At 69.4% G+C, this 19,661-nt stretch carries 16 protein-coding genes; 11 read left to right on the top strand and 5 right to left on the bottom strand.

Annotated elements, in window-relative coordinates:
* Positions 1 to 2: 2 nt before the first annotated feature.
* A complete protein-coding gene (locus tag BM430_RS21110; protein WP_093569215.1) occupies positions 3 to 1,385 on the top strand; it encodes a mercuric reductase in 1,383 nt (460 codons plus the stop codon).
* An 8-nt stretch (positions 1,386 to 1,393) separates the two neighbouring features.
* Here the strand turns inward: BM430_RS21110 and BM430_RS21105 are convergent, their stop codons facing one another.
* Together BM430_RS21105 and BM430_RS21100 are read right to left on the bottom strand one after the other, a co-directional pair.
* Positions 1,394 to 3,907 carry an MFS transporter gene (locus BM430_RS21105; RefSeq protein ID WP_093569214.1) on the bottom strand — a complete coding sequence of 838 codons (2,514 nt, stop codon included), beginning with the start codon at positions 3,905 to 3,907 and terminating at the stop codon, positions 1,394 to 1,396.
* 247 nt (positions 3,908 to 4,154) lie between these two features.
* Positions 4,155 to 7,010, bottom strand: a complete 2,856-nt coding sequence (locus BM430_RS21100) for an ATP-binding protein (RefSeq protein ID WP_177303126.1) — start codon at positions 7,008 to 7,010, stop codon at positions 4,155 to 4,157.
* 281 nt (positions 7,011 to 7,291) lie between these two features.
* Between BM430_RS21100 and BM430_RS21095 the strand changes: the two genes are divergently transcribed.
* The 7 genes from BM430_RS21095 to BM430_RS21070 all read left to right on the top strand — a co-directional run bounded on the left by BM430_RS21095 (position 7,292) and on the right by BM430_RS21070 (position 13,841).
* Entirely contained in the window at positions 7,292 to 8,248 is a 957-nt protein-coding gene (locus BM430_RS21095; protein ID WP_093569245.1) for a GlxA family transcriptional regulator, read from the top strand.
* A gap of 196 nt (positions 8,249 to 8,444) precedes the next feature.
* Entirely contained in the window at positions 8,445 to 8,867 is a 423-nt protein-coding gene (locus tag BM430_RS35705; RefSeq protein ID WP_348273090.1) for a type 1 glutamine amidotransferase family protein, read from the top strand.
* 14 nt (positions 8,868 to 8,881) lie between these two features.
* A complete protein-coding gene (locus BM430_RS35700; protein WP_348273089.1) occupies positions 8,882 to 9,370 on the top strand; it encodes a helix-turn-helix domain-containing protein in 489 nt (162 codons plus the stop codon).
* A 148-nt stretch (positions 9,371 to 9,518) separates the two neighbouring features.
* On the top strand, positions 9,519 to 9,965 hold the full coding sequence (locus BM430_RS21085; RefSeq protein WP_093569212.1) for a (2Fe-2S)-binding protein: 447 nt from the start codon (positions 9,519 to 9,521) through the stop codon (positions 9,963 to 9,965).
* Between the two features lie 10 nt (positions 9,966 to 9,975).
* The gene (locus BM430_RS21080; protein ID WP_093569211.1) at positions 9,976 to 12,219 is read left to right on the top strand and encodes a xanthine dehydrogenase family protein molybdopterin-binding subunit; all 2,244 of its coding nucleotides are present in this window, start codon (positions 9,976 to 9,978) and stop codon (positions 12,217 to 12,219) included.
* A 247-nt stretch (positions 12,220 to 12,466) separates the two neighbouring features.
* On the top strand, positions 12,467 to 13,186 hold the full coding sequence (locus BM430_RS21075; RefSeq protein ID WP_093569210.1) for a hypothetical protein: 720 nt from the start codon (positions 12,467 to 12,469) through the stop codon (positions 13,184 to 13,186).
* A 46-nt stretch (positions 13,187 to 13,232) separates the two neighbouring features.
* Positions 13,233 to 13,841: a histidine kinase dimerization/phosphoacceptor domain -containing protein gene (locus BM430_RS21070; RefSeq protein WP_093569209.1), complete on the top strand. Its 609-nt coding sequence runs from the start codon at positions 13,233 to 13,235 to the stop codon at positions 13,839 to 13,841.
* A gap of 1 nt (position 13,842) precedes the next feature.
* Here BM430_RS21070 and BM430_RS34130 read toward each other — a convergent pair whose 3' ends face one another.
* The 3 genes from BM430_RS34130 to BM430_RS21060 form a co-directional block, all read right to left on the bottom strand.
* Positions 13,843 to 14,316 (bottom strand): SDR family NAD(P)-dependent oxidoreductase, encoded by a 474-nt coding sequence (locus BM430_RS34130; protein WP_244539593.1) that lies wholly within the window; start codon positions 14,314 to 14,316, stop codon positions 13,843 to 13,845.
* A 518-nt stretch (positions 14,317 to 14,834) separates the two neighbouring features.
* On the bottom strand, positions 14,835 to 16,139 hold the full coding sequence (locus BM430_RS21065) for a PQQ-dependent sugar dehydrogenase (protein WP_093569208.1): 1,305 nt from the start codon (positions 16,137 to 16,139) through the stop codon (positions 14,835 to 14,837).
* A gap of 234 nt (positions 16,140 to 16,373) precedes the next feature.
* Positions 16,374 to 17,027 (bottom strand): DUF938 domain-containing protein, encoded by a 654-nt coding sequence (locus tag BM430_RS21060; RefSeq protein WP_093569244.1) that lies wholly within the window; start codon positions 17,025 to 17,027, stop codon positions 16,374 to 16,376.
* A 255-nt stretch (positions 17,028 to 17,282) separates the two neighbouring features.
* Here BM430_RS21060 and msrA point away from each other — a divergent pair, with 255 nt between their 5' ends.
* The 3 genes from msrA to BM430_RS21045 all read left to right on the top strand — a co-directional run bounded on the left by msrA (position 17,283) and on the right by BM430_RS21045 (position 19,626).
* A complete protein-coding gene (gene msrA / locus BM430_RS21055) occupies positions 17,283 to 17,792 on the top strand; it encodes a peptide-methionine (S)-S-oxide reductase MsrA (protein ID WP_093569243.1) in 510 nt (169 codons plus the stop codon).
* 419 nt (positions 17,793 to 18,211) lie between these two features.
* The gene (locus tag BM430_RS21050) at positions 18,212 to 18,667 is read left to right on the top strand and encodes a carboxymuconolactone decarboxylase family protein (protein WP_093569207.1); all 456 of its coding nucleotides are present in this window, start codon (positions 18,212 to 18,214) and stop codon (positions 18,665 to 18,667) included.
* A 209-nt stretch (positions 18,668 to 18,876) separates the two neighbouring features.
* The gene (locus BM430_RS21045) at positions 18,877 to 19,626 is read left to right on the top strand and encodes an SDR family oxidoreductase (RefSeq protein WP_093569206.1); all 750 of its coding nucleotides are present in this window, start codon (positions 18,877 to 18,879) and stop codon (positions 19,624 to 19,626) included.
* Positions 19,627 to 19,661 lie beyond the last annotated feature (35 nt).

Raw genomic sequence — 19,661 nt, 5'->3', positions numbered from 1 at the left:
CGATGAGCGAACGATACGACGCCGTGGTGATCGGCAGCGGCGAGGGCGGCAAGTTCCTGGCCTGGGATTTGGCGAAAGCGGGGCAGCGGGTCGCGGTGGTCGAGCGCAGCTGGATCGGCGGCTCCTGCCCCAACACCAACTGCTTGCCGAGCAAGAACGAGATCTGGAGCGCCGAGATCGCCCATCTCGCCCGGAACGCGGACCGCTACGGCGTCGAGACCGGCCCGGTCCGGGTCGACATGCGCCGCGTAGTCGAGCGCAAGCGAGCGATGGTGGCCGGCCTCGTCGAGATGCACCTCGACAAGTACCGCGACAGCGGCGCCGAGCTGGTCATGGGCAGTGCGCGGTTCACGGGCCCGAAGACGGTCGCGGTCGACCTGAACGCGGGCGGGGAGCGGGTGCTCACCGCCGACACCATCGTGCTGAACCTCGGCACGCGCCCGGCGATTCCGGACGTTCCGGGCCTGCGCGAGGCGGAGCCGCTGACCAACATCGAGGCGCTCGAACTCGACGTCCTGCCCGACCACATGATCGTGCTGGGCGGCGGCTATGTCGGCCTCGAACTGGCGCAGGCCTATCGCCGGTTCGGCAGTACCGTCACGGTGATCGAGCGCAGCGACCGGCTCGCGGGTCGCGAGGACGCGGACGTGGCGGACGAGCTGGCGCGGCTGCTGACGGCCGAGGGGATCGCGCTGCGGACCGGCACCGCTGTGGTGCGGGTGCGCGGCCGCTCGGGCGATGCCGTCGAGGTCGTGGTGCGATCGAGCGACGGCGAATCCGTGGTGGCGGGCAGCCACATCCTGGTCGCGGCGGGGCGCACGCCCAATACCGACGGAATTGGGCTCGACCGTGCCGGTGTTGCGGTGACGGAGCGCGGCACGATCCAGGTCGACGACCGCCTCGCCACAACGGCGCCGGGCATCTGGGCGATCGGCGAATGCGCCGGCAGCCCGGCCTTCACCCACGCCTCGGCCGACGATTACAGGGTGGTGCGAGACGCGCTGAAGGGTGGCGGGCGCTCCACCGCCGGCCGTCAGATGCCCTACTGCCTGTTCACCGACCCACCTCTCGCCCGCGTGGGCCTGAGCGAGACGGAGGCGCGGGCGGGCGGCGCGGAGATCCGGGTCGCCAAGCTGCCGATGCGGGCGGTGCTGCGCACCCGGACCACGGGGCTGACCGACGGATTCATGAAGGCGATGATCGGGCCGGACGATCGCATCCTCGGCTTCGCGATGATCGGCGCCGACGCCGGCGAGGTCATGGTGGCGGTGCAGGTCGCGATGCTGGCGGGGCTGCCCTACACCGCGTTGCGCGACGCGATCCTGGCGCATCCGACGACCGCGGAGGGGCTGAACGCTCTGTTCGCGGCCGTGCCGGCGCGCTGAGCGCGCTGTCAGACGTCCGCGGTGGCCGGCTCGGCCGCCGCGGCGCGGGCCGCCTCCTCGTGCAGGGGCAACTCGACCGCGAAGGTCGCGCCCACGCCCTCGTTGTTGTGGCCTCCGAGCGTCCCGCCATGGGCCTCGACGATCGCCTTGCAGATCGATAGGCCGATGCCCATCCCGTCGCGCTTGGTGGTGAAGAAGGGGCTGAAGAGTTTCGGCAGCTGGTCGGGAGCGATGCCGGTGCCGCAATCGCTCACCGTCAGCCGGACCCGATCCGGCGACGGGGCGGAGAGCGCGACATCGAGCCGTCGCCGGGTCTCCGGCACCGTCCGCATCGCGTGCAGGCCATTCATCACCAGGTTGACGACGACCTGCTGCAGCTCGACCCGACCGGCGAGGATCCGGGCCTCGGGCACCGTGACGCGCAGGCGCAGGGTCGCCGAGGCGGCGGAAATCTCGCGGTCGAGGAGGCTTGCGGCCTCGGCGAGGACGTCGCGCAGGTCGACGATCTCAGGAGGGCGCCGGTCGCGCCGGAGCTGCTCGCGGGTCCGCTGCACGATCTGGCTCGCCCGCATGCCGTCGCGCACCGCCCGCTCGGCCGCGCGCTCGGCGGCCGCGAGGTCGGGCGTCTCGCGCCGCAGCCAGCGCAGGCAGGCCTCGGCGCTCATCACCATGGCGCCGATCGGCTGGTTGACCTCGTGGGCGATCGAGGCTGAGATAGCCCCCACCGTCGCGACCCGGCCGGCCCGGGCGAGTTCGCTCTGCGCGGCGAGCAGCGCCTCCTTGGCGCGCTCGCGCTCGGTCACGTCGATCATCGCGCAAGAGACCCGGTCGTAGCCCGAATCGTCGTCGGGCAGCGCCATGACGAGGATCGCGGTGACCTCCCGGCCGTCGGCCCGCAGGAGCTTCGCCTGCATTTCGAACCGGCCGCCGCCCTGGCTGAGCCGCGCGAGGAGCATGGCGAGGAGGTCGCTGCCCGGCGGCAGGAAACGGGTCATCGCGCCGAGCACCGCCCCCCGCGAGGCACCGCCGAGGAGCTGCACCGTCGCCTCGTTCGCGTCGATCAGCGTCACGTCGGGCGAGGCGTCGCGACGCGCGATGGCTTCGTGGAGGATGGAGCCGGAATCCTGCACTCCACTCGACACCGTCACCGCCTCGTGCGCGGCGGACAGGTCGATCTCGCAGAGCGCGACGTGGGCCTGCTCGAACAGCGCGCGATAGCGCCGCTCGCTGCGGGCGAGCGCCCCGAGGGCGCGCCGGCGGGCGCTCACGTCGAAGGCGATCAGGCTGATCCCGCCGGTCAGCGCGAGGTAGAAGCCGACCGCGGTCAGGCCGCTGCGCTCGGCGAGTCCCTGAGCGATCATCGGCGAGAACGCGCCGCCGACGATGCCGCCCACATTGAAGGCGACCGAGGTGCCCGAGTAGCGCACCCGCGGCGGAAACAGGCTCGGCAGCCAGGCCCCGAGCGGCCCGTTGACGAAGCCCATCACCCAGAGGGCGAAGGCCAGGAACACGAAGGTCGTGACGAGCGATCCACTGCCGAGCATCGGTGCCAGCAGGATGCCGGCGACGATGGTGCCTGCGCAGCCGACGATGAGGACGCGGGTCGGGTCCACCCGGTCGGACAGCCAGCTCGCGGTGACGATCGCGGCGGCCATGAACAGGATCGCGCCGAGCTCGACCAGGAGGAACGAGGCCCGGGAATGGCCGAGCGTCGTCGTGCCATAGCCGAGCGCGAAGGCGGTCGCGGTCCAGAACAGCGAGAAGCAGGCCACGACCCCAAAGATCCCGGCGACCACCTGGCCGGCATGGAGGCGCATCAGCTCGACGAGCGGCGCGCGCGGAGGCTTGGCCTCCTTCAGCGAGGCGGCGAATTCCTCGGTCTCGCCGAGATGGGTGCGCACCCACAGCCCGAGCCAGACCAGCGGCACGCTGAGCAGGAACGGCACCCGCCAGCCCCACTCGGTGAACTGCTCCGGCGTCAGGGCCACGGTGAGGACCAGGAACAGCCCGTTGGCTACGAAGAAGCCGAGGGGCGCGCCGAGCGGCGCGAACATGGCGTAGCGCGCCCGCCAGCCCGGCGGGGCGTTCTCGAGCGCCAGGAGGGCGGCCCCGCTCCACTCGCCGCCGAGCGCCAGGCCCTGCCCGAAGCGCAGGAGGCAGAGCAGGGCGGGCGCGAGCCAGCCGGCGAGCGCGAAGGTCGGCAAAAGGCCGATCGCCGAGGTCGAAAGCCCCATCAGCAGGAGCGAGGCGACGAGCGTCGCCTTGCGCCCGACCCGGTCGCCGAAATGCCCGAACACCGCGCCGCCGATCGGCCGGGCCACGAAGGCGAGGCCGAAGCTCGCATAGGCGCTGATCAGCTCGGCCGATTGCAGCGTGGCCGGGAAGAACAGCGGCCCGAAGACCAGGCTCGCGGCGGTGGCGTAGATGTAGAAGTCGTAGAACTCGACGGTGGTGCCGATCAAGCTGGCGAGGAGCACGCGCGCCGTGGTCTGCCCGGAGGCCGGCTTGTGCGGTACCGTCATGCTCTCGCCTCGTCCTCTCGCGCCGGGTCCGGGACGTGCTCCGGCCGCGCGTCTGTTAGCTCTTATCTTGACCGTTGGTCGAGGGCCCGCGGCTCCCGGCCCGGTCCATCGGCGGCGCCCTCCGGCGGACCGCTGTCCCGGCAAGCCTCCCCGCGGTGATATCGGCGAGGGTAGACGGTGTACCGAGAGGGCTTGTGAGATCCCGTGAGATGGGACGAGGCGAGCCGCGCAGGCACGCCCGGGCCCGTCACGCGGTCAGGCGCGCGAGAAGCCGCGTCGCCCTGACGACATCCCGGGTGGATCGGCCCTCCGTCAGCGCATCGCAGACGTGCGAGAGCGGGCCCGCCGCCTCGGCCGCACGACCCCGGCGGGAGAGGTATTCGGCGAGATCCGTCGCGGCTCGGAGGCGATAGGACAACGCTCCCTGATCCTGCGCGATCCGGAGGGCGTGGCGGAAGGCCTCCTCCGCACGCTCCGCGTCCTGGTCCGCTTCCTGGGCCGCGAGGGCCCGGCCCTTGATGCGCCACGCCTCGGGGACGAGCGTCAGCTCCTCGTCGCGCTCGATGCGGACCAGGGCGGATCCGGCTTCGGCGAGGGCCTCGCCGGGCCGCCCCGCCTCGATCAGCGCCTCCGCGAGAGCGAGCTGCAGGGCCGAGTTCATCGTCAGGTGCGACACCTCGACGAGGCCCGCCAGTCCCTCGGACAGGAGCGCGACGCCGCTCTCCGGATCGCCTCGGAGCGCGTGGAGCTGTCCGGTCAGCGCCCGGGCGAGAAGCTCGTAGGGGACGAGCGAGTGCCGGGAGGCCAGCACCCGCCCCGTGGCGAGCGCCTCCGCCGCCCGGTCGAGATCGCCCGACCACAGGGCGACCGGCGCCGTCCAGAGCAACGCCGTGCATAGCGAGACGGGATGGCCGATCGCCTCGGTCTCCCGCACCACCCCGTCGACGGCCGCTTTCGCCTGGTCGGGGAGGCCCTGCACCCACAGCGCGCGGGCGATGGCGCAATGGGCCAGCATGCGCTGGTCGATGCCGAAGCGGACCACCTCGGGCCGGCGCTGGAGCGGGAAGTTGCGCAGGGCGTGCCCGCAGCGCAGCCGCGCCTCGGCCTGACGCCCCATGAAGTGATCGAGGACGCCCACCATCCAGTCGCCGGTCGCGAGGCCGGTATCGCTGAGCGAGTGCCAGATTCCGGCGCGGCCGCGCTCCGCATAGGCCATCGCCGCCTTGAAGTCCGCGAGGCGGAGGGCGAAGATGTACAGGCCCTCCAACAACCGGATCTGGTAGGCCAGATCCCCCTCGGCCTCGGCCAGGTCCAGGGCCTCGTGGAGCGCGGTCCGCGCATCCTCGCTGTTACCCCTGGTGTAGCGCAGGGCGACGCTGCGTGCCGCCTTCAGTTCGAGCCGCTGCTTCGGCCCGAGCGCGGCGAACTCACCCGCCCCGAGCGCCCGCCCGGTCCAGTCGACGCATTCGGCGAGCAGCGACAGGTGCAGGAACAGGGGCGCGGAACAGGCCGCGAGCCGGACCGCCGCTCGCGCGTCGCCGTCCGGCCCGAACGCCCAGACCAGTGCGGCCCGGACGTTGCCGATCTCGAAGGCGAGGGCCGCCACCCCGTCGCCCCCGTGCCGCGTCCCGCTCGCCGCCCGCGCGCCTTCGAGCAGGCCTGCGTAGCAGGCGACGTGCCGGCGAGCGACGCCCGCTTCCTCGCCCGCCGCCCGGAGCTTCCGGAGGGCGAACTGGCGCGTCATCTGGAGCAGGCGGTACCGGGCGCCACCCCGGGCGGGCTCCAGCACGAGATGGGACTTGTCGGCGAGCGCGCTGAGGACCTCCAGGTGATCGGAGCGGTCCGTGCCGTCGTCGAGGACCGACACGGCCGCCTCCAGCGAGAAGTGGCCGGTGAAGATCGACAGGGTCCGCAGCGCGCGGGCCTCGGCTTCGGACAGGAGGGTGTAGCTCCAGTCGAAGGTGGCCTGAAGGCTGCGGTGGCGGGGGACGGCGCTACGGTGGGCGAGTTCGGCGCCGTTGCGCAAAAGCTCGACGAGGCCGGCGAGGCCCAGGGTCCGCATGCGGGCCGCGACGAGTTCGATCGCCAGGGGAAGACCGTCGACCTGCCGGCAGATCTCGCCGACGAGCCGGGCCTGGGCCGGATCGAGGGCGAGGTCGGGCGATTGCAGGCGTGCCCGATCGCAGAAGAGCTGGACCGCCGAGAAGGCGAGCGGGTCGTCCGCGTCGGTGACGGGCGCCGCCAGGGGCAGGAGGTGGTGGACGGCCTCGCCGGACAGACGGAGCGGTTCGCGGCTCGTCGCGAGGATGCGCGCGGCGGGCGCGCCGCGCAGGATGGCCTCGGCCGCGAGCGCGACGGCATCGATGACGTGCTCGCAATTGTCGAGGACGAGGAGGGCGTCCGCATCCGCCAGCACCTTGACGATTTGCGGCAGCGGATTGGCCGATCCGACCGGAATGCCCAGGGCCGTGGCGACGGCGCTCGGCACCAGGTCGGGATCGTCCAGCGTCGTTAGGTCGACGAAGGACGGCGACGGCCCTGCAGGGCCGCCGATCCGATGCATGACCGCGGCGGCGAGCGTCGTCTTGCCGACGCCGCCCGTGCCGACCACCGTCACCAGCCGATGACGCGCCAGGCACCCGAGCAGGATCTCGACATCGGCGGACCGGCCGATCAGGTTCGACGGCTCGGGCGGCAGGAGCGGCGCGCCGGCCGGCCGGACCATGGGCATCGGCTGGGCCGGCACGGCGGGTGTGACCGTCGCGGTGAAGCAGTAGCCGCGGCCCGGCACGCTCGTCACGTGCTCGGCCCCTCCTGCGTGCTCGGCGAGCGCCTTCCGCAGCTGCCCGATCTGGAAGCGGAGGTTGCTCTCCTCGACCTGCGCCCCGGCCCAGGCGGCCGCCGTCAGCTCGCGATGGCTGATCACCTCGCCGGGCCGCGACGCGAGATGGATGAGGAGATCGAGGGCGCGGCTGCCGAGCTTGACGACGGACGACCCCGCCAGAAGGCGCCGGTGCTCGGGCAGCAGCCTGAAGACGCCGAACACGATCTCCGGCCGCGCCGCGCCGGGCGGGCCCGCCGTGGCGTCGCTTGCCTTCGTCATGCCGCCACTCCCGCATCCGCCCGACGCCGACCGCCCGAGCCGCCGCCGGCTCCATCCCTTGCGGGGATCACTCCCTGCGCGCGTAACCGGCCGGCGCACCATAGCGCAGCCGTATCCCCGATCATCCGGGCCCTCCGGACGTAGATGCCACCTTTCCGGACATTCCTCCGCCTGAGCGCCCGCCTTCCCATAGGGAATAATCATGCCTCGTTTCCGGCCGCCATGCTTGCCACGGCCGGAGCCCGGGCCGATGGTGCGGCGCGAGAAAGGGGATGGAGCCGATGACGACGACGCGCCGCACGGGGCTGGTGATCGGCCCCGACTTCGACTTCATGGGGCTCGCCGTGACCTCGCCGTTCGTGGTGGCGAACCGCTACGCCGGGGCGGCTCTCTACGATGTCCACCTGCTATCGGAGCGCGGCGGTCCGATCCGGTCCGGTCTCGGCCCCGACCTCGCCACCGAGCCGCTCGGCGACCCGGCGGCCTTCGACACGCTCCTCGTCGCGGCCGGGATCAATCCGCCGACGACCTCGCCCGTGCTCGCCGACCATCTCCGCGCCGCCGCCCGCTCGACGCGGCGGGTCGCCGGGCTGTGCCTGGGCGCCTTCATGCTGGGCGATGCCGGCCTGCTCGACGGGCGTCGCGCGACCACCCACTGGCATTTCGCGCCGCAGTTCCGCGCGCGCTATCCGGCCTGCCGGCTCGACATCGACAAGATCTACGTCGTCGACGACACCCTCTGGACCTCGGCCGGCATGTCGGCCGCCATCGACCTCGCGGTCGGCATGATCGAGCACGACCACGGCCGGGACCTTGCCGTCAGCGTGGCCCGCGGCCTCGTGATGGAGCGCCGTCGGGCCGGGGGCCAGGCGCAGCACTCGGCCTTCCTCGATCTCGACGCCCGCACCGACCGGATCCAGGCCGTCCTGGCCTATGCGCGACGCAACCTGCACCTGCCGTTGACGACCGAGGCACTGGCGGCGGTGGCCTGCCTCAGCCCGCGCCAGTTCACCCGGCTGTTCCGGGCGGAGACCGGCGCCTCGCCGTCCAAGGCGGTGGAGCGCCTCCGCCTGGAGGCGGCGAAGCTGATGCTGGAGCAGAGCCGCCTGCCGATCGAGGAGATCGCGCGAGAGACGGGTTTTTCCAACCGCGAGCGGATGCGCCGGGCGTTCCTGCGGGCCTACGGGGCGGGGCCGCGCAGCGTCCGCGCCGGAGCTGGCCCCATCGCCGCTCAGTGACAGAGTCAAGCCGGTGGTCCGGTCCGATCGACCGAGAATGTCCGGAATCGTAACGTCAACGTCCGGATTCGCCACTGCCTCACCCGCCTGATGGTCTAACATTCGCCGAAGCCCAACCGCCTCCCGTCCGGTCCGGCAGCAGGCAGGCGAGCCGATGCGGAAGGTTGGAGTTGTGGTCGCCCCGAGCCTGCAACTCATGTCGATCGCGGCGCTCGCGGTCTTCCAGGCCGCCAACATCCTGATGGAGGATCGCGTCTACGAGACCCGCCTCTTGTCGGAGGGCGGCGGCGAGGTCCCGACCGCCGCCGGCTTCGCGGTGGCGAGCCATCCCCTGGAGCCGGAGATCTACGACACGCTGCTGGTGGCGGCCCGCATCGGCACGGAACCGGCCCCCGCCGCCCTGGTCGCGTTCACCCGGGAGACGGCGGCGACGTCGCGCCGGGTCGGCGTCCTGTGCACCGGGGCCTTCACCCTGGCGCAGGCGGCCTCCTGTCGCAGCGCCGTGCCACGACGCATTGGCGCCACGCCCGCGAGCTGCAGGCGCGCTTCCCCGACATCCGGATCGAGGCGGACCGTCTCTTCGTCAATGACGGCCCGATCTGGACCTCGGCCGGGATGATGGCGGGGATCGACATGACGCTCGCCCTCGTCGAGGCCGATCTCGGCACCGACGTCGCCCGCATCCTCGCGCGCCGGATGATCCTCGACCGCCGGCGGCCGGGGGCGGATCCGCAGGCCTCGGGGCTCCTGGAGCTCGAACCGCGGACCGACCGGATCCGTAAGGTCCTGGATTACGTCCGGCGGCACCTGCGCGACGACCTCTCGGTGGCCCGGATGGCCGCGGTCGCGAACCTTTCGCCGCGCCAGTTCGGGCGGGCCTGCGCCGCCGAATTCGGCGAGTCGCCCGCGAAGATCGTCGAGCGGCTGCGCGCCGAAGCGGCCCGGGCGCTCCTGATCGACGGCCAGCATTCGTGCGAGGCCGTCGCCGACCGGGTTGGCTTCGCCGACCGCGAGCGGATGCGGCGCGCCTTCCTGCGGCTCTACGGCCGGCCGCCCCAGGACTTCCGACGGACGACCCGCCCACTTGGCCCGCCGGTGGGGACGGCCTGCGACGAGGTCTGATGGAGCCGCCGGCTCACGGAATCTCACGAGGCCTCGCACGACACCCGCGCGGCCCGGCGCCTACGACAGGCCTATTGGCACAATGACGGCAGGCCGCGGGCGCTCGGACCCCCGGCCGCCATCCAGTTTCGCCATCCAAGGAGGCCCCATGTTCGACCTGACCATCAACGGCCAGTCCCGCCGCGTCGATGTCGAACCCGATACGCCGCTCCTCTGGGTCCTGCGCGACACGCTGGGCATAACCGGCACCAAGTACGGCTGCGGCATTGCGCAATGCGGCGCCTGCACCGTGCTGGTGGACGGCCAGGCGACCCGCTCGTGCCAGGTCACGGTGGATTCGGTCGGCGCGGCCAAAGTCGAGACGATCGAGGCGGTGGAAGCCGATCCGGTCGGCCGCAAGGTGGTCGAAGCCTGGGTTGCCGTGCAGGTCCCGCAATGCGGCTACTGCCAGTCGGGCCAGGTGATGGCCGCGACCGCGCTCCTGCGCGAGACGCCGAAGCCCAGCGACGACGATATCGCCACCGCGATGACCAACCTGTGCCGCTGCGGCACCTACAACGCCATCGCCGCCGCCGTGCGGCACGCCGCGGTTTGAGGGGGTGATCATGGACCAGATCCTGCGCACGCCCTCCCGGGCCCCCACCGGCACCGCGATCCTCTCGCGCCGCCATCTCCTCGGCGCCGCGGCCGGCGCGCTGGTGCTCGCCGTCGCGCTGCCCGGCCGCGCCCGGGCCGAGGCGCAGGGACCCGCCGAGGGCGCCGGCGCGATCGCGCCGAAGCCCGGCACCCGGGTCCCGGCCTTCCTGGAGATCCGCCCCGATGGGACGGTGCGCTTCCTGTCGCCCTTCGTCGAGGGCGGCCAGGGCATCGCCACCGGCATGGCCCAGATCGTCGGCGAGGAGCTGGACGTCGATCCGGCGCGCTTCGTGGTCGAGTGCGCCCCGCCCGGCCCGGATTACGCGGTGGTCAACGGCATCCGCATGACCGGCGGCAGCTTCTCGACGCGCTCGAGCTATCCGCTGATGCGCCAGCTCGGGGCCACCGCCCGCGACATGCTGGTGCGCGCGGCGGCCGCGCAGCTCAAGGTGCAGGCGGCCGAGCTCACCACCCGCGACGGCACCGTGGTCCACGCCGCATCCGGCCGCACGCTCGCCTACGGCGCGCTGGCCGCCGACGCGATGGCACTCAAGCCCAACGAATCCGCAGCCCTGCGCGACCCCGAGACCTTCCGCTACATCGGCCAGCCGGTGGCCCGGATCGACGTGCGTGACAAGGCGACGGGCCGCGCCGTCTACGCCATCGACCAGAAGGTCGAGGGCATGCTCTACGCCGCGGTGGCGCACGCGCCACATCCGGGTACCGAGCCGGTCGGGCTCGACAACGAGGCGGCTTTGCGCGCGATGCCCGGCGTGCATTCGGTCCACCGCCTGCCCGGGGCGGTCGCGGTCGCCGCCGACAGCTGGTGGCGGGCGCGCAAGGCCGTCGAGGCGCTGACCGTGCGCTGGAGCGCCCCGAAGGCGACCGGCCTCGACACGGTCGCGGCCGACTTCTCCTCCGACGGGTTGCTCGCGGTGCTCAAGGCCTCGGCGGAGGCCGGCCACGCAGCGGAAGCGGAGGGCGACGCCCCAGAGGCCTTCGCGCGTGCCGCCAAGGTCGTCGAGGCGGAGTATGCGGCGCCCTACCTGGCCCACGCCCAGCTCGAGCCACCCTCGGCGATCGCGCACTTCAACCCCGACGGGACGCTCGACGTCTGGCTGCCGAACCAGATGCCGGAGCTGTTCCAGGCGATCTCCGCGAAGGTTGCGGGGCTGTCGCCGGACAAGGTGCGCATCCACTCGCCGATGCTCGGCGGGTTCTTCGGCCGGCACTTTCCCTATGATTCCGGTAACCCGTTCCCGCAGGCGATCCTGCTCGCGAAGGCGACCGGCCGGCCGGTGAAGGTGCTGTGGTCGCGCGAGGAGGAATTCGCCCGCGACGGCCTGCGTCCCTTGAGCTTCAGCCGCTTCCGCGCCGCCCTCGACGCGGCCGGGACCCCGACGGCGATCGAGGTGCGCACGGTCGGCGAGGGACCGATCGGCCGCTATTTCGGCGCCCTGATGCGAACGCCGGTCGACCCCTCCGCGGTCGAGGGCCTCGTCGAGAAGCCCTACGCGATCCCGAACCGCCGGATGACCTTCACCAAGGTCGCGCATCCGGTGACGATCGCGTTCTGGCGCTCGGTCGGGCACTCGATGAACGACGCCTTCTACGAGAGTTTCCTCGATGAGGTGGCGCAGGCCGGGGGGCACGACCCGTTCGAACTCCGGATGACGCTCCTGAAGGACAAGCCGCGCCACCTGCGACTCCTACGTGAGGTCGCCGATCTCGCCGGTGGTTGGCGCCGCGGCCCCTACGCGGCCGGAGGCGGGCGGAGGGCGCGCGGTATCTCGCTCGCCTCGCCCTTCGGGTCGGAGACCGCGACGATCGCCGAAGTCTCGGTCGAGGGCGGCGAGGCCCGGGTGCACAACCTCTGGATCGCGTTCGATCCGGGTTCGGTCGTCAACCCGGCGATCGTGAAGGCGCAGGTCGAGTCGGCGGCGGCGCTCGGCACCTCCTCGGTGCTGTTCGAGCAGGTTGTCTACCGCGACGGGATGCGCCAGTCGCAGAACTTCGACACCTACCCGATCCTGCGCCGCGAGCACATGCCGGCGGTCCACGTCCGCATCGTCGAGAGCGGCGCCCCGATGGGCGGCGTCGGCGAGCCGGGCCTGCCGGGCGTGCCCCCGGCGATCCTCAACGCCATCGCGGCGCTGACCGGGCAGCGGATCCGGTCGCTGCCGGTCGCCAACACCAAGCTCGCCGGCGCCTGAGCGGCAGCACGACCCGACGTTGGAGCGGTACGCCGACGGGAGAGGCTCCTGCCGTCGGCGCCACGATCGATCCCCTTGTACCGCCGCGCCTTCGAGCGGATTCGTTCGAATGCGAGGGCCGTTAGCGCCCGGCGCCGGCGCGCCCCGACGGCCCGGCACGCCATCCCTGCACGCTCCAAAGACACGGCGGACGTCAAGGTCGAGATCGGCCATTTCCTCGCCGACCACTCAACAGCGGATTGATGACATGACGAGCTTCCTCACGACCGTTCTCGATGCTCATGGCGGCCTCGCACGCTGGAACCAATTCTCGACGATGACGGCGCATCTCGCGCAAGGCGGCGCGCTCTGGGCCCTCAAGGGGAAGGCGGGGCTGCTCGATGAGGTCGACGTGACGGTGGGCCTGCGCGATGAATGGGCGTCCCACGCGCCGTTCGGGGGCGACGGACGCCGCTCCCGCTTCATGCCCGATCGCGTCTCGATCGAGGATGCGGCCGGGTCGACGATCGAGGAACTCGTTGACCCGCGCGCGTCATTCCGGGGTCACACCCTGGAGACGCCTTGGAGCGATCCGCAACTCGCCTACTTCGCCGGCTGTGCGATGTGGACCTACCTCAACATGCCGTTCCTGCTCGCCTATCCGGGTGTCGAGACGCAGGAGATTGAGCCCTGGCGCGACGGCGAGACGGTTTGGCGTCGGCTGCGGGCGACCTTCGCGCCCGGCATCGCGACGCACAGCCGGATCCAGACGCTCTACGTCGATGCCGACAACCTGATCGCCCGGCACGACTACGACGTCGAGATCGCCGGAAGCACGCCGGGCGCGCATTTTTTCTCGGATTACGTCGACGTCTCCGGAATCAAGGTCCCGACGCGGCGGCGGATCTTCCCGCGGCGGCCCGACGGCCGGCCGATGCCCGAGCCGCTCGTGGTGTCCATCGATCTCTCCGCCATCACGCTGAGCTGAGGGGCTTAGGTCCGACCAAGAATTTTCCAGCCGAGGCGTTCTTCCCATGATGCCGTCGACAGTTCAGCACCGAAGCTCTGGTCACACGATGATACTCCTCCAAGAGATCCATCATCGGGTTGCGAACGAGCTTCAGGGCTTGGTCGGAGCCCTTTCACCACCTCGCGCGAAGCAGATGCTCGACGGCTCCGGTGCCGTCGCGCGGGCCGTGGAGCGCATCGGGCACATCGCCCGACTCAACCGCCAGATCTACGAAGCGCCCACCTCGCTCGTGTTTTCGCAACACTGCCGCGAACTCTGTGCCGGTGTCCTGTCCGCCTTCGGTCGATCGGACATCGTCCTGCTCATCGACTTCATGGCCGAACCTGCGAGCCGAGAGCAGAGGCTGACGGTCGCGCTGATCGTCGTCGAGTTGTTGACCAATGCGGTCAAGCACAGTCTTGCGGACGAGAGGGACGCCTGCATCCGGCTCGAGCTCACCACGACGCCGTGCGGATCGCTGCGGCTGACGGCCTCCGATAGCGCAACCATCCAAGAACCGACGTCACTCACGTCATCGTCAATCGTCCGTCTGCTCGCCGAGGACGCAGGAGGGTCGGTCACAATCACAGCAGACCCCGGCTACATTGCGACTGTTGTCCTGCCGAAATATTGATTTAACGTTGTTTCAAGGCAATTCCTCCAGTGCGGCCTCGGTCGCCTCCTCGAAGCTGAGTTCGGCATGCTGCCCTTCGCACTCGCCATGCCGGCCTTTCCATCCGTCGGACGACACCTGCCCGTCGCAGGCCCGCGATATGCGGCGACCTTGCCGACGATCCCGGTATAAGCCGGGTTGCCCTCGGTGACCCCGTCGGCATGCCCGCGAAGTCGGTTCGGAAGCCGCCGGGCTTTACGACGGTGATTTGCACCGCAAGCGGCTTCATCCCCATGCACGGCACCTCGGAAAGTCCCTCCACCGCGACCCTCGCGGCAGAGTACGGGCCCCGCCCGGTCGCATTGGTGCAGCCTCCTATGGAGGAGACCGGCAGGAAGTGGCCGCGACGCCAACCGCGGACAACCGAGGACGGACGTGACCGCAGCCCCAGGAAACCGCCTCGATGGGCTCGACGACAACTTGCAAGCGTCGCCAAGTGCCTTGCTATTGAACTTACGATTGGTCGCGGCGGAGCGTACTTCCACTCATTGATTCAGCGACTGTTCGTTGCCGAGGATATTGTGTCGCCCAGTTTGACTGTTTCGCGGGGTGGCAGCTTGCGGGACAAGAGCGGGCATTCCAGAAGCCTTGTTCGAAGGTCCGAAAGTGGCGCATAGTTCGCGCGAGGAGAACGAAGGGTAGTTGCATCCTATCCGTCGTCCACCCCCGGCGCTTCCGTTTAACGGAAGCCGCGAGCCGCGGGCGCGCTGGTCCAGCTGTTCGGTAGCCGGCGGTGATCTCGGAGCCCCAGAGAGCGATCTGGCACGCTCCGAGCGCAGCTGGAAAAAAGCTCTTTCTCACCAGCAGGGCAGGGCGCATTCAGCTCAGATCCGGGTTGATGAGGGAAGCTGCCCTGTCGAGGCTGCCCCCGCCGATCTCCTCGTGCTGGACCTAGCTAGGCCCATCAGAAATGAGACGGAGCAGGGGCACGGTCTTGCAGCTTTAAGGCCAAAGTCAGGCCCCGGTCACACGCCAGACCACGTTGCCGACGTCGTCTGCCATCAGCAGCGACTTATCGGGCCCAAGCGCGACGCCAACCGGCCTGCCATAAGAGACACTCTCGTCCGGCGCCAGGAAGCCCGACAGGATGTCGCGAGCCGGGCCGGACGGGTGTCCGTTCTCGAACGGCACGAAGACAAGCTTGTAGCCGCTCAACGTGCTGCGGTTCCAGGAGCCGTGCTGCCCGATCGCCATGCCATCCGGGAAGCCAGGCAGCGTTCCTGCCGGCATCCAGCAAAGACCCAGTGATGCGGTATGGCCGCCCAGCGCATAGTCCGGTGTGATCGCGCGGGCGACGGCGGCGGCGTCCTGCGGCACGCGGTCGTCTACGGTCTGCCCCCAATACGAGTACGGCCAGCCATAGAACCCACCATCTTGCACGGACGTGAGATAGTCCGGCGGCGTCTCGTCGCCCAACCCGTCCCGCTCATTGACCACCGTCCACAGCACGTTCGTGCTCGGTTCCCAGGCGAGGCCGACAGGATTGCGCAGTCCCGAGGCGAAGATGCGGCTCGTGCCGCTGGCGAGGTCGAGCTCGTAGACGGCCGCGCGGCCCTCTTCGACCGCCATGCTATCGTCGCCGATATTGCTCAACGAGCCGACGCCCGCATACAACTTCGTCCCGTCCGTGCTGGCCAATAAGCTGCGTGTCCAATGGCCGCCCGGCTTGAAATCGACCAGCTTGCGGCCCGGCCCGGCGATCCTGGTGGTACCCTCTGCGTAGGGAAACACGACGATGCCGTCGGTGTTGCCGACGTAGAACTTATCATCCACGAGAGCCATGCCAAATGGCTGGCTGAGGCCCGTGAGGAACGGCTCGCACGTCTCCGCCACACCGTCACCATCCGTGTCGCGCAGCAGTGTGATGCGGTTTGCGCTCACCCCCGCGGCGCGGGCGCGCTTCATGGTTGCGGTCATGGCGTGGTCGAACAGATGCCGCATGACCTTGCGCGGCTCACCGGATGATTCGGCGACCAGCACATCCCCGTTCGGGAGCACATGAAGCCAGCGTGGGTGGTCCAACCCGGTGGCGAAGGCATTGACCTTCAGGCCGGGAGCAGCGACCGGCGTCTGCCCCGGTGACCACCCGCGTGCCGAGGGCATCTTCAGCGTCATGATCCGGCCCTGCGGCTTCGCAGTCGGAATGGTGGGCGCACTGCCCCAGGCAGGTTCGTAGCTGCCATCGCGAAATCGCCGCAGCCTGGACGCGGCTCCACCGATCAACGAAACACCGCGTGCGAATGTATTCGACAAGTTCAACGACCCTCTCCCAACGATTGTTGCCTGATCGGCTGGAGGCACCTGGGCTTGGTACGGCCGCCGGAACCGGTCCTAGACGTGCGCCGCTGAGGCAGTGGAACTGCGCCGGCGGCCCGACCGTGATGCCAGGATCATAACCCGCATCGCCATTGCAAGAGCCTGATCGATACCGCGCATGTTCAAGCCGACCACGGGCGGACGAACACGGCAGGGTCGGCGGCGCACGGCAGATTCTCAAGGATTGCGGTAGCGTCCTCTCCGGTAGACCAAGCTGAAATTGTTGGCCGGCATCGGAATACGCTCGACGAGGCTCAAGCCCTGAGCCAGGCCGGCTTCAGAAATCGCTTCGACATCCCGCACGCCCCACGCGGGGTCGCGAGCACGCAGGTCCGCATCAAAGGTCGCGTTGCTTGGAGCCGTGTGGGCCCCCGCGACCCTGAACGGACCATACAGGTAGAGCAGGCCGCCTTCAGGAAGGATGCCGCCAGCTCCCGCCATCAGCCCCACCGTTGCCGACCACGGCGCGATGTGGGTCATGTTGATCGCCAGCACCGCATCGGCGCGCGCCACCGGCCAAGGCTGCGCGCGGGCATCGAGGGATTGCGGGGCAAGGACATTGGCGAAGCCAGTGTTTTGTGCGTGTGCCGCGATACTCCTCAGTGCTCTTGGATCAGCATCAGTCGGTTGCCAGCGCAGGCGAGGTAACGCGGACGCAAAGTGAACTATGTGCTCGCCCGACCCACTGGCCACCTCTAGAACCAAGCCAGACGCGGGGAGCAGTCGGTACAGGACATTGAGGATCGGCTCTCTGTTCCGAGCCACGGCTGGCGCAAACAAGGCATCGCCGTTTGAAAGAGGTTGGCTCAAGACCGCGTCCCATTCCAGCATGACCTGCTTCACGATGAGCATCGGCCCTCGTGAGGTAGAGCGGTCCTGGGCCCTGACCAGTGCGCGGAGATGGCCGACAGTTGGTCCGCTGGTGACCTCCGAGCTGAGATCCCGATTTCGCCCGGCGAAGCTCCATCGCCACACATGACTGGGTGTGGCATGGGCAGCCTCATGATCCGCGCAAGGCCTCGGATCGCTGGCCCAGCTGCCTATCTATCCGGAACGATGGAGCTCGGTCTGCACGAGGAGAGTACGATGGCCTACGAGAAAGCGGTGCTGGCGGGCGGGTGTTTCTGGGGCATGCAAGACCTGATCCGCCGTCAGGAAGGGGTTGTCGCGACCCGAGTAGGTTATACCGGCGGCGACGTAGCGAACGCGACCTACCGCAATTACGGCACCCATGCGGAGGCCATCGAAATCACCTACGATCCGGCGCGTACGAGCTTCCGCCGGATACTAGAGTTCTTCTTCCAGATTCACGATCCGACGATCCCGAACCGCCAGGGCAACGACCGTGGCCTGAGCTACCGATCGGCTATCTACTACGTCGACGAGGATCAGTGCCGAATCGCCGAGGGCACCATAGCAGATGTGAACGCGTCGGGCCTCTGGCCTGGGCGGGTGGTCACCGAGGTGGCACCCGCCGGACCGTTTTGGGAGGCCGAGCCGGAGCATCAGGATTATCTGGAGCGCCATCCCAACGGCTATACCTGCCACTTCGTCCGACCGAATTGGCGGCTGCCGGTCCGGACTGCGGCAGAATAGCCGAGAGTTCCAGTGGCATCGTCTGCGGACGGTGCCTTCTTCACGAGCAATGGGAAGAGGCTGCAATCCAGCGCCATCACCGGGCTGATGAACCTCCGATTTTTCCCGGTACCGGCGCGGGGACGCCTGAACGCTGGGCTAATTCCTGACGCCATCCGCGCCTTCAAATCACTTGTACCGAAGGACTGCATGAGGTGGGGACCGAACCCTACCCCTTTGCCCGAGCGCGAACGTTTCGCTTCCGGCCGATGTCGGTCGTCGATCACCCTGCTCGGTCCGCTTGGAGGCGGATGTAGATACTCTCGGCTGGAAGATGATCCGCTTTGTGAGAGAATGCGGCACCGCATGTCACAACCGTGCAGGTCGGTTCGTCATGGCTTCGAACGTCGTCTCCGGCGCTCCGAGCACAAGGACGGGACATGAGCGAGATCAAGCGACTGGTCTGGAACGAGGTGGCCCCGCAGGGGGCCAAGGCGCTCTATGGCATTCACCACTACATCACCACTGGCACCGATCTACCCCATGAGCTGATCCAAATCGTCTTTCTGCGAGTGTCGCAGATCAACGGCTGCGCGCACTGCATCGACTTGCACACCCGGGATCTCCTTAAGACGATGCCGTTCGAGAAGGTCGCCCTGGTTCCGGTCTGGGCCGAGGTGCCACACCTTTTTCCTGACCAATACTGCGCCGCGCTCGCGTGGGCGGAGGAAGTCACGCTGGTCAGCGAGACGCACGCTTCCGATGAAGCCTATGCGGCCGCAAGCGCAGCCTTCGCGCCCAAGGATCTCGTGGATCTCACGATCACCATCGCGGCGATGAACGCGTTCAACCGCCTCGGCGCACCCTTCCGCCTCCCGGTCCAGGCGAAAATTTAGTCGGTTCTGCGCTCTGTCAGGGGCGGCGCCAGCGCCGTCCCATTCCCGCTGATGTCAATCGATCTTCGGCGGCGGTTCCACGTCTCACGTCGCCGATTTTTTTCCGGGGCATGTCACATCGGGCCCATCCCGCCTCGTCATTTGTTCGACGGACGCCTGAAAGCGGCAAGGAGCCGCGCCGTCCGTTCTCGAGCAAGGAGATCGGTATCATGAAGATCGTGGTGATTGGCGGAAGCGGCCTCATCGGCAGGCATCTGTCGGCCGAGCTGTCGCGGCAAGGACATGAGGCCATTGCGGCCTCGCCGAGCAGCGGGGTGAATGCGCTGACGGGCGAGGGCTTGGCCGGGGTTCTTGCCGGAGCCGACGTCGTCGTCGACGTGTCGAACTCTCCGTCCTTCGAGGACGCCGCGGTGCTCGACTTCTTCGAGCGCTCTGGCCGCAACCTCCTCGCCGCAGAGCGCGAGGCGGGTGTGAAACATCACGTCGCCCTATCCATCGTCGGCACGGACCGCCTGGAGGGGAACGGATACTTCCTCGCGAAGGTCGCACAGGAGCGATTGATCGCGGCCTGTGGCCTTCCCTACACCATCGTCCGGGCGACGCAATTCTTCGAGTTCGTCGCGACGATTGCCCAGGCTTCCGTCGCAGGCGACCGCATCGTTGTTCCCGATGCCGACTTCCAGCCGATCGCCGCCGCCGATGTAGCCGCAGCGCTCGCCGATGTCGCGCTTGCTCCTCCCCGCAACGCGACGATCGAGATTGCGGGGCCGGACCGCCTGCCGTTCCGTGACTTCGTCGCCCACTCGATCGCGTCCACCGGCGACCGTCGGGAGGTCCTAGCCGACAGGGCAGCGCGCTACTTCGGCGCCGCGCTCGACAAGGGTTCTCTCGTTCCCGAGCATGAGGAAGCGGCGCGGCTCGGGCCGACGCGGTTCGAGAGCTGGCTCGCTGCTGCCTGAACCGCTGCGCTTCTCTCCATCCACGAAGAAAGACC

The sequence above is a fragment of the Methylobacterium sp. 174MFSha1.1 genome, assembly GCF_900116815.1.
Classification (GTDB): domain Bacteria; phylum Pseudomonadota; class Alphaproteobacteria; order Rhizobiales; family Beijerinckiaceae; genus Methylobacterium.
This window is presented reverse-complemented; position numbering and strand designations above follow the sequence as displayed.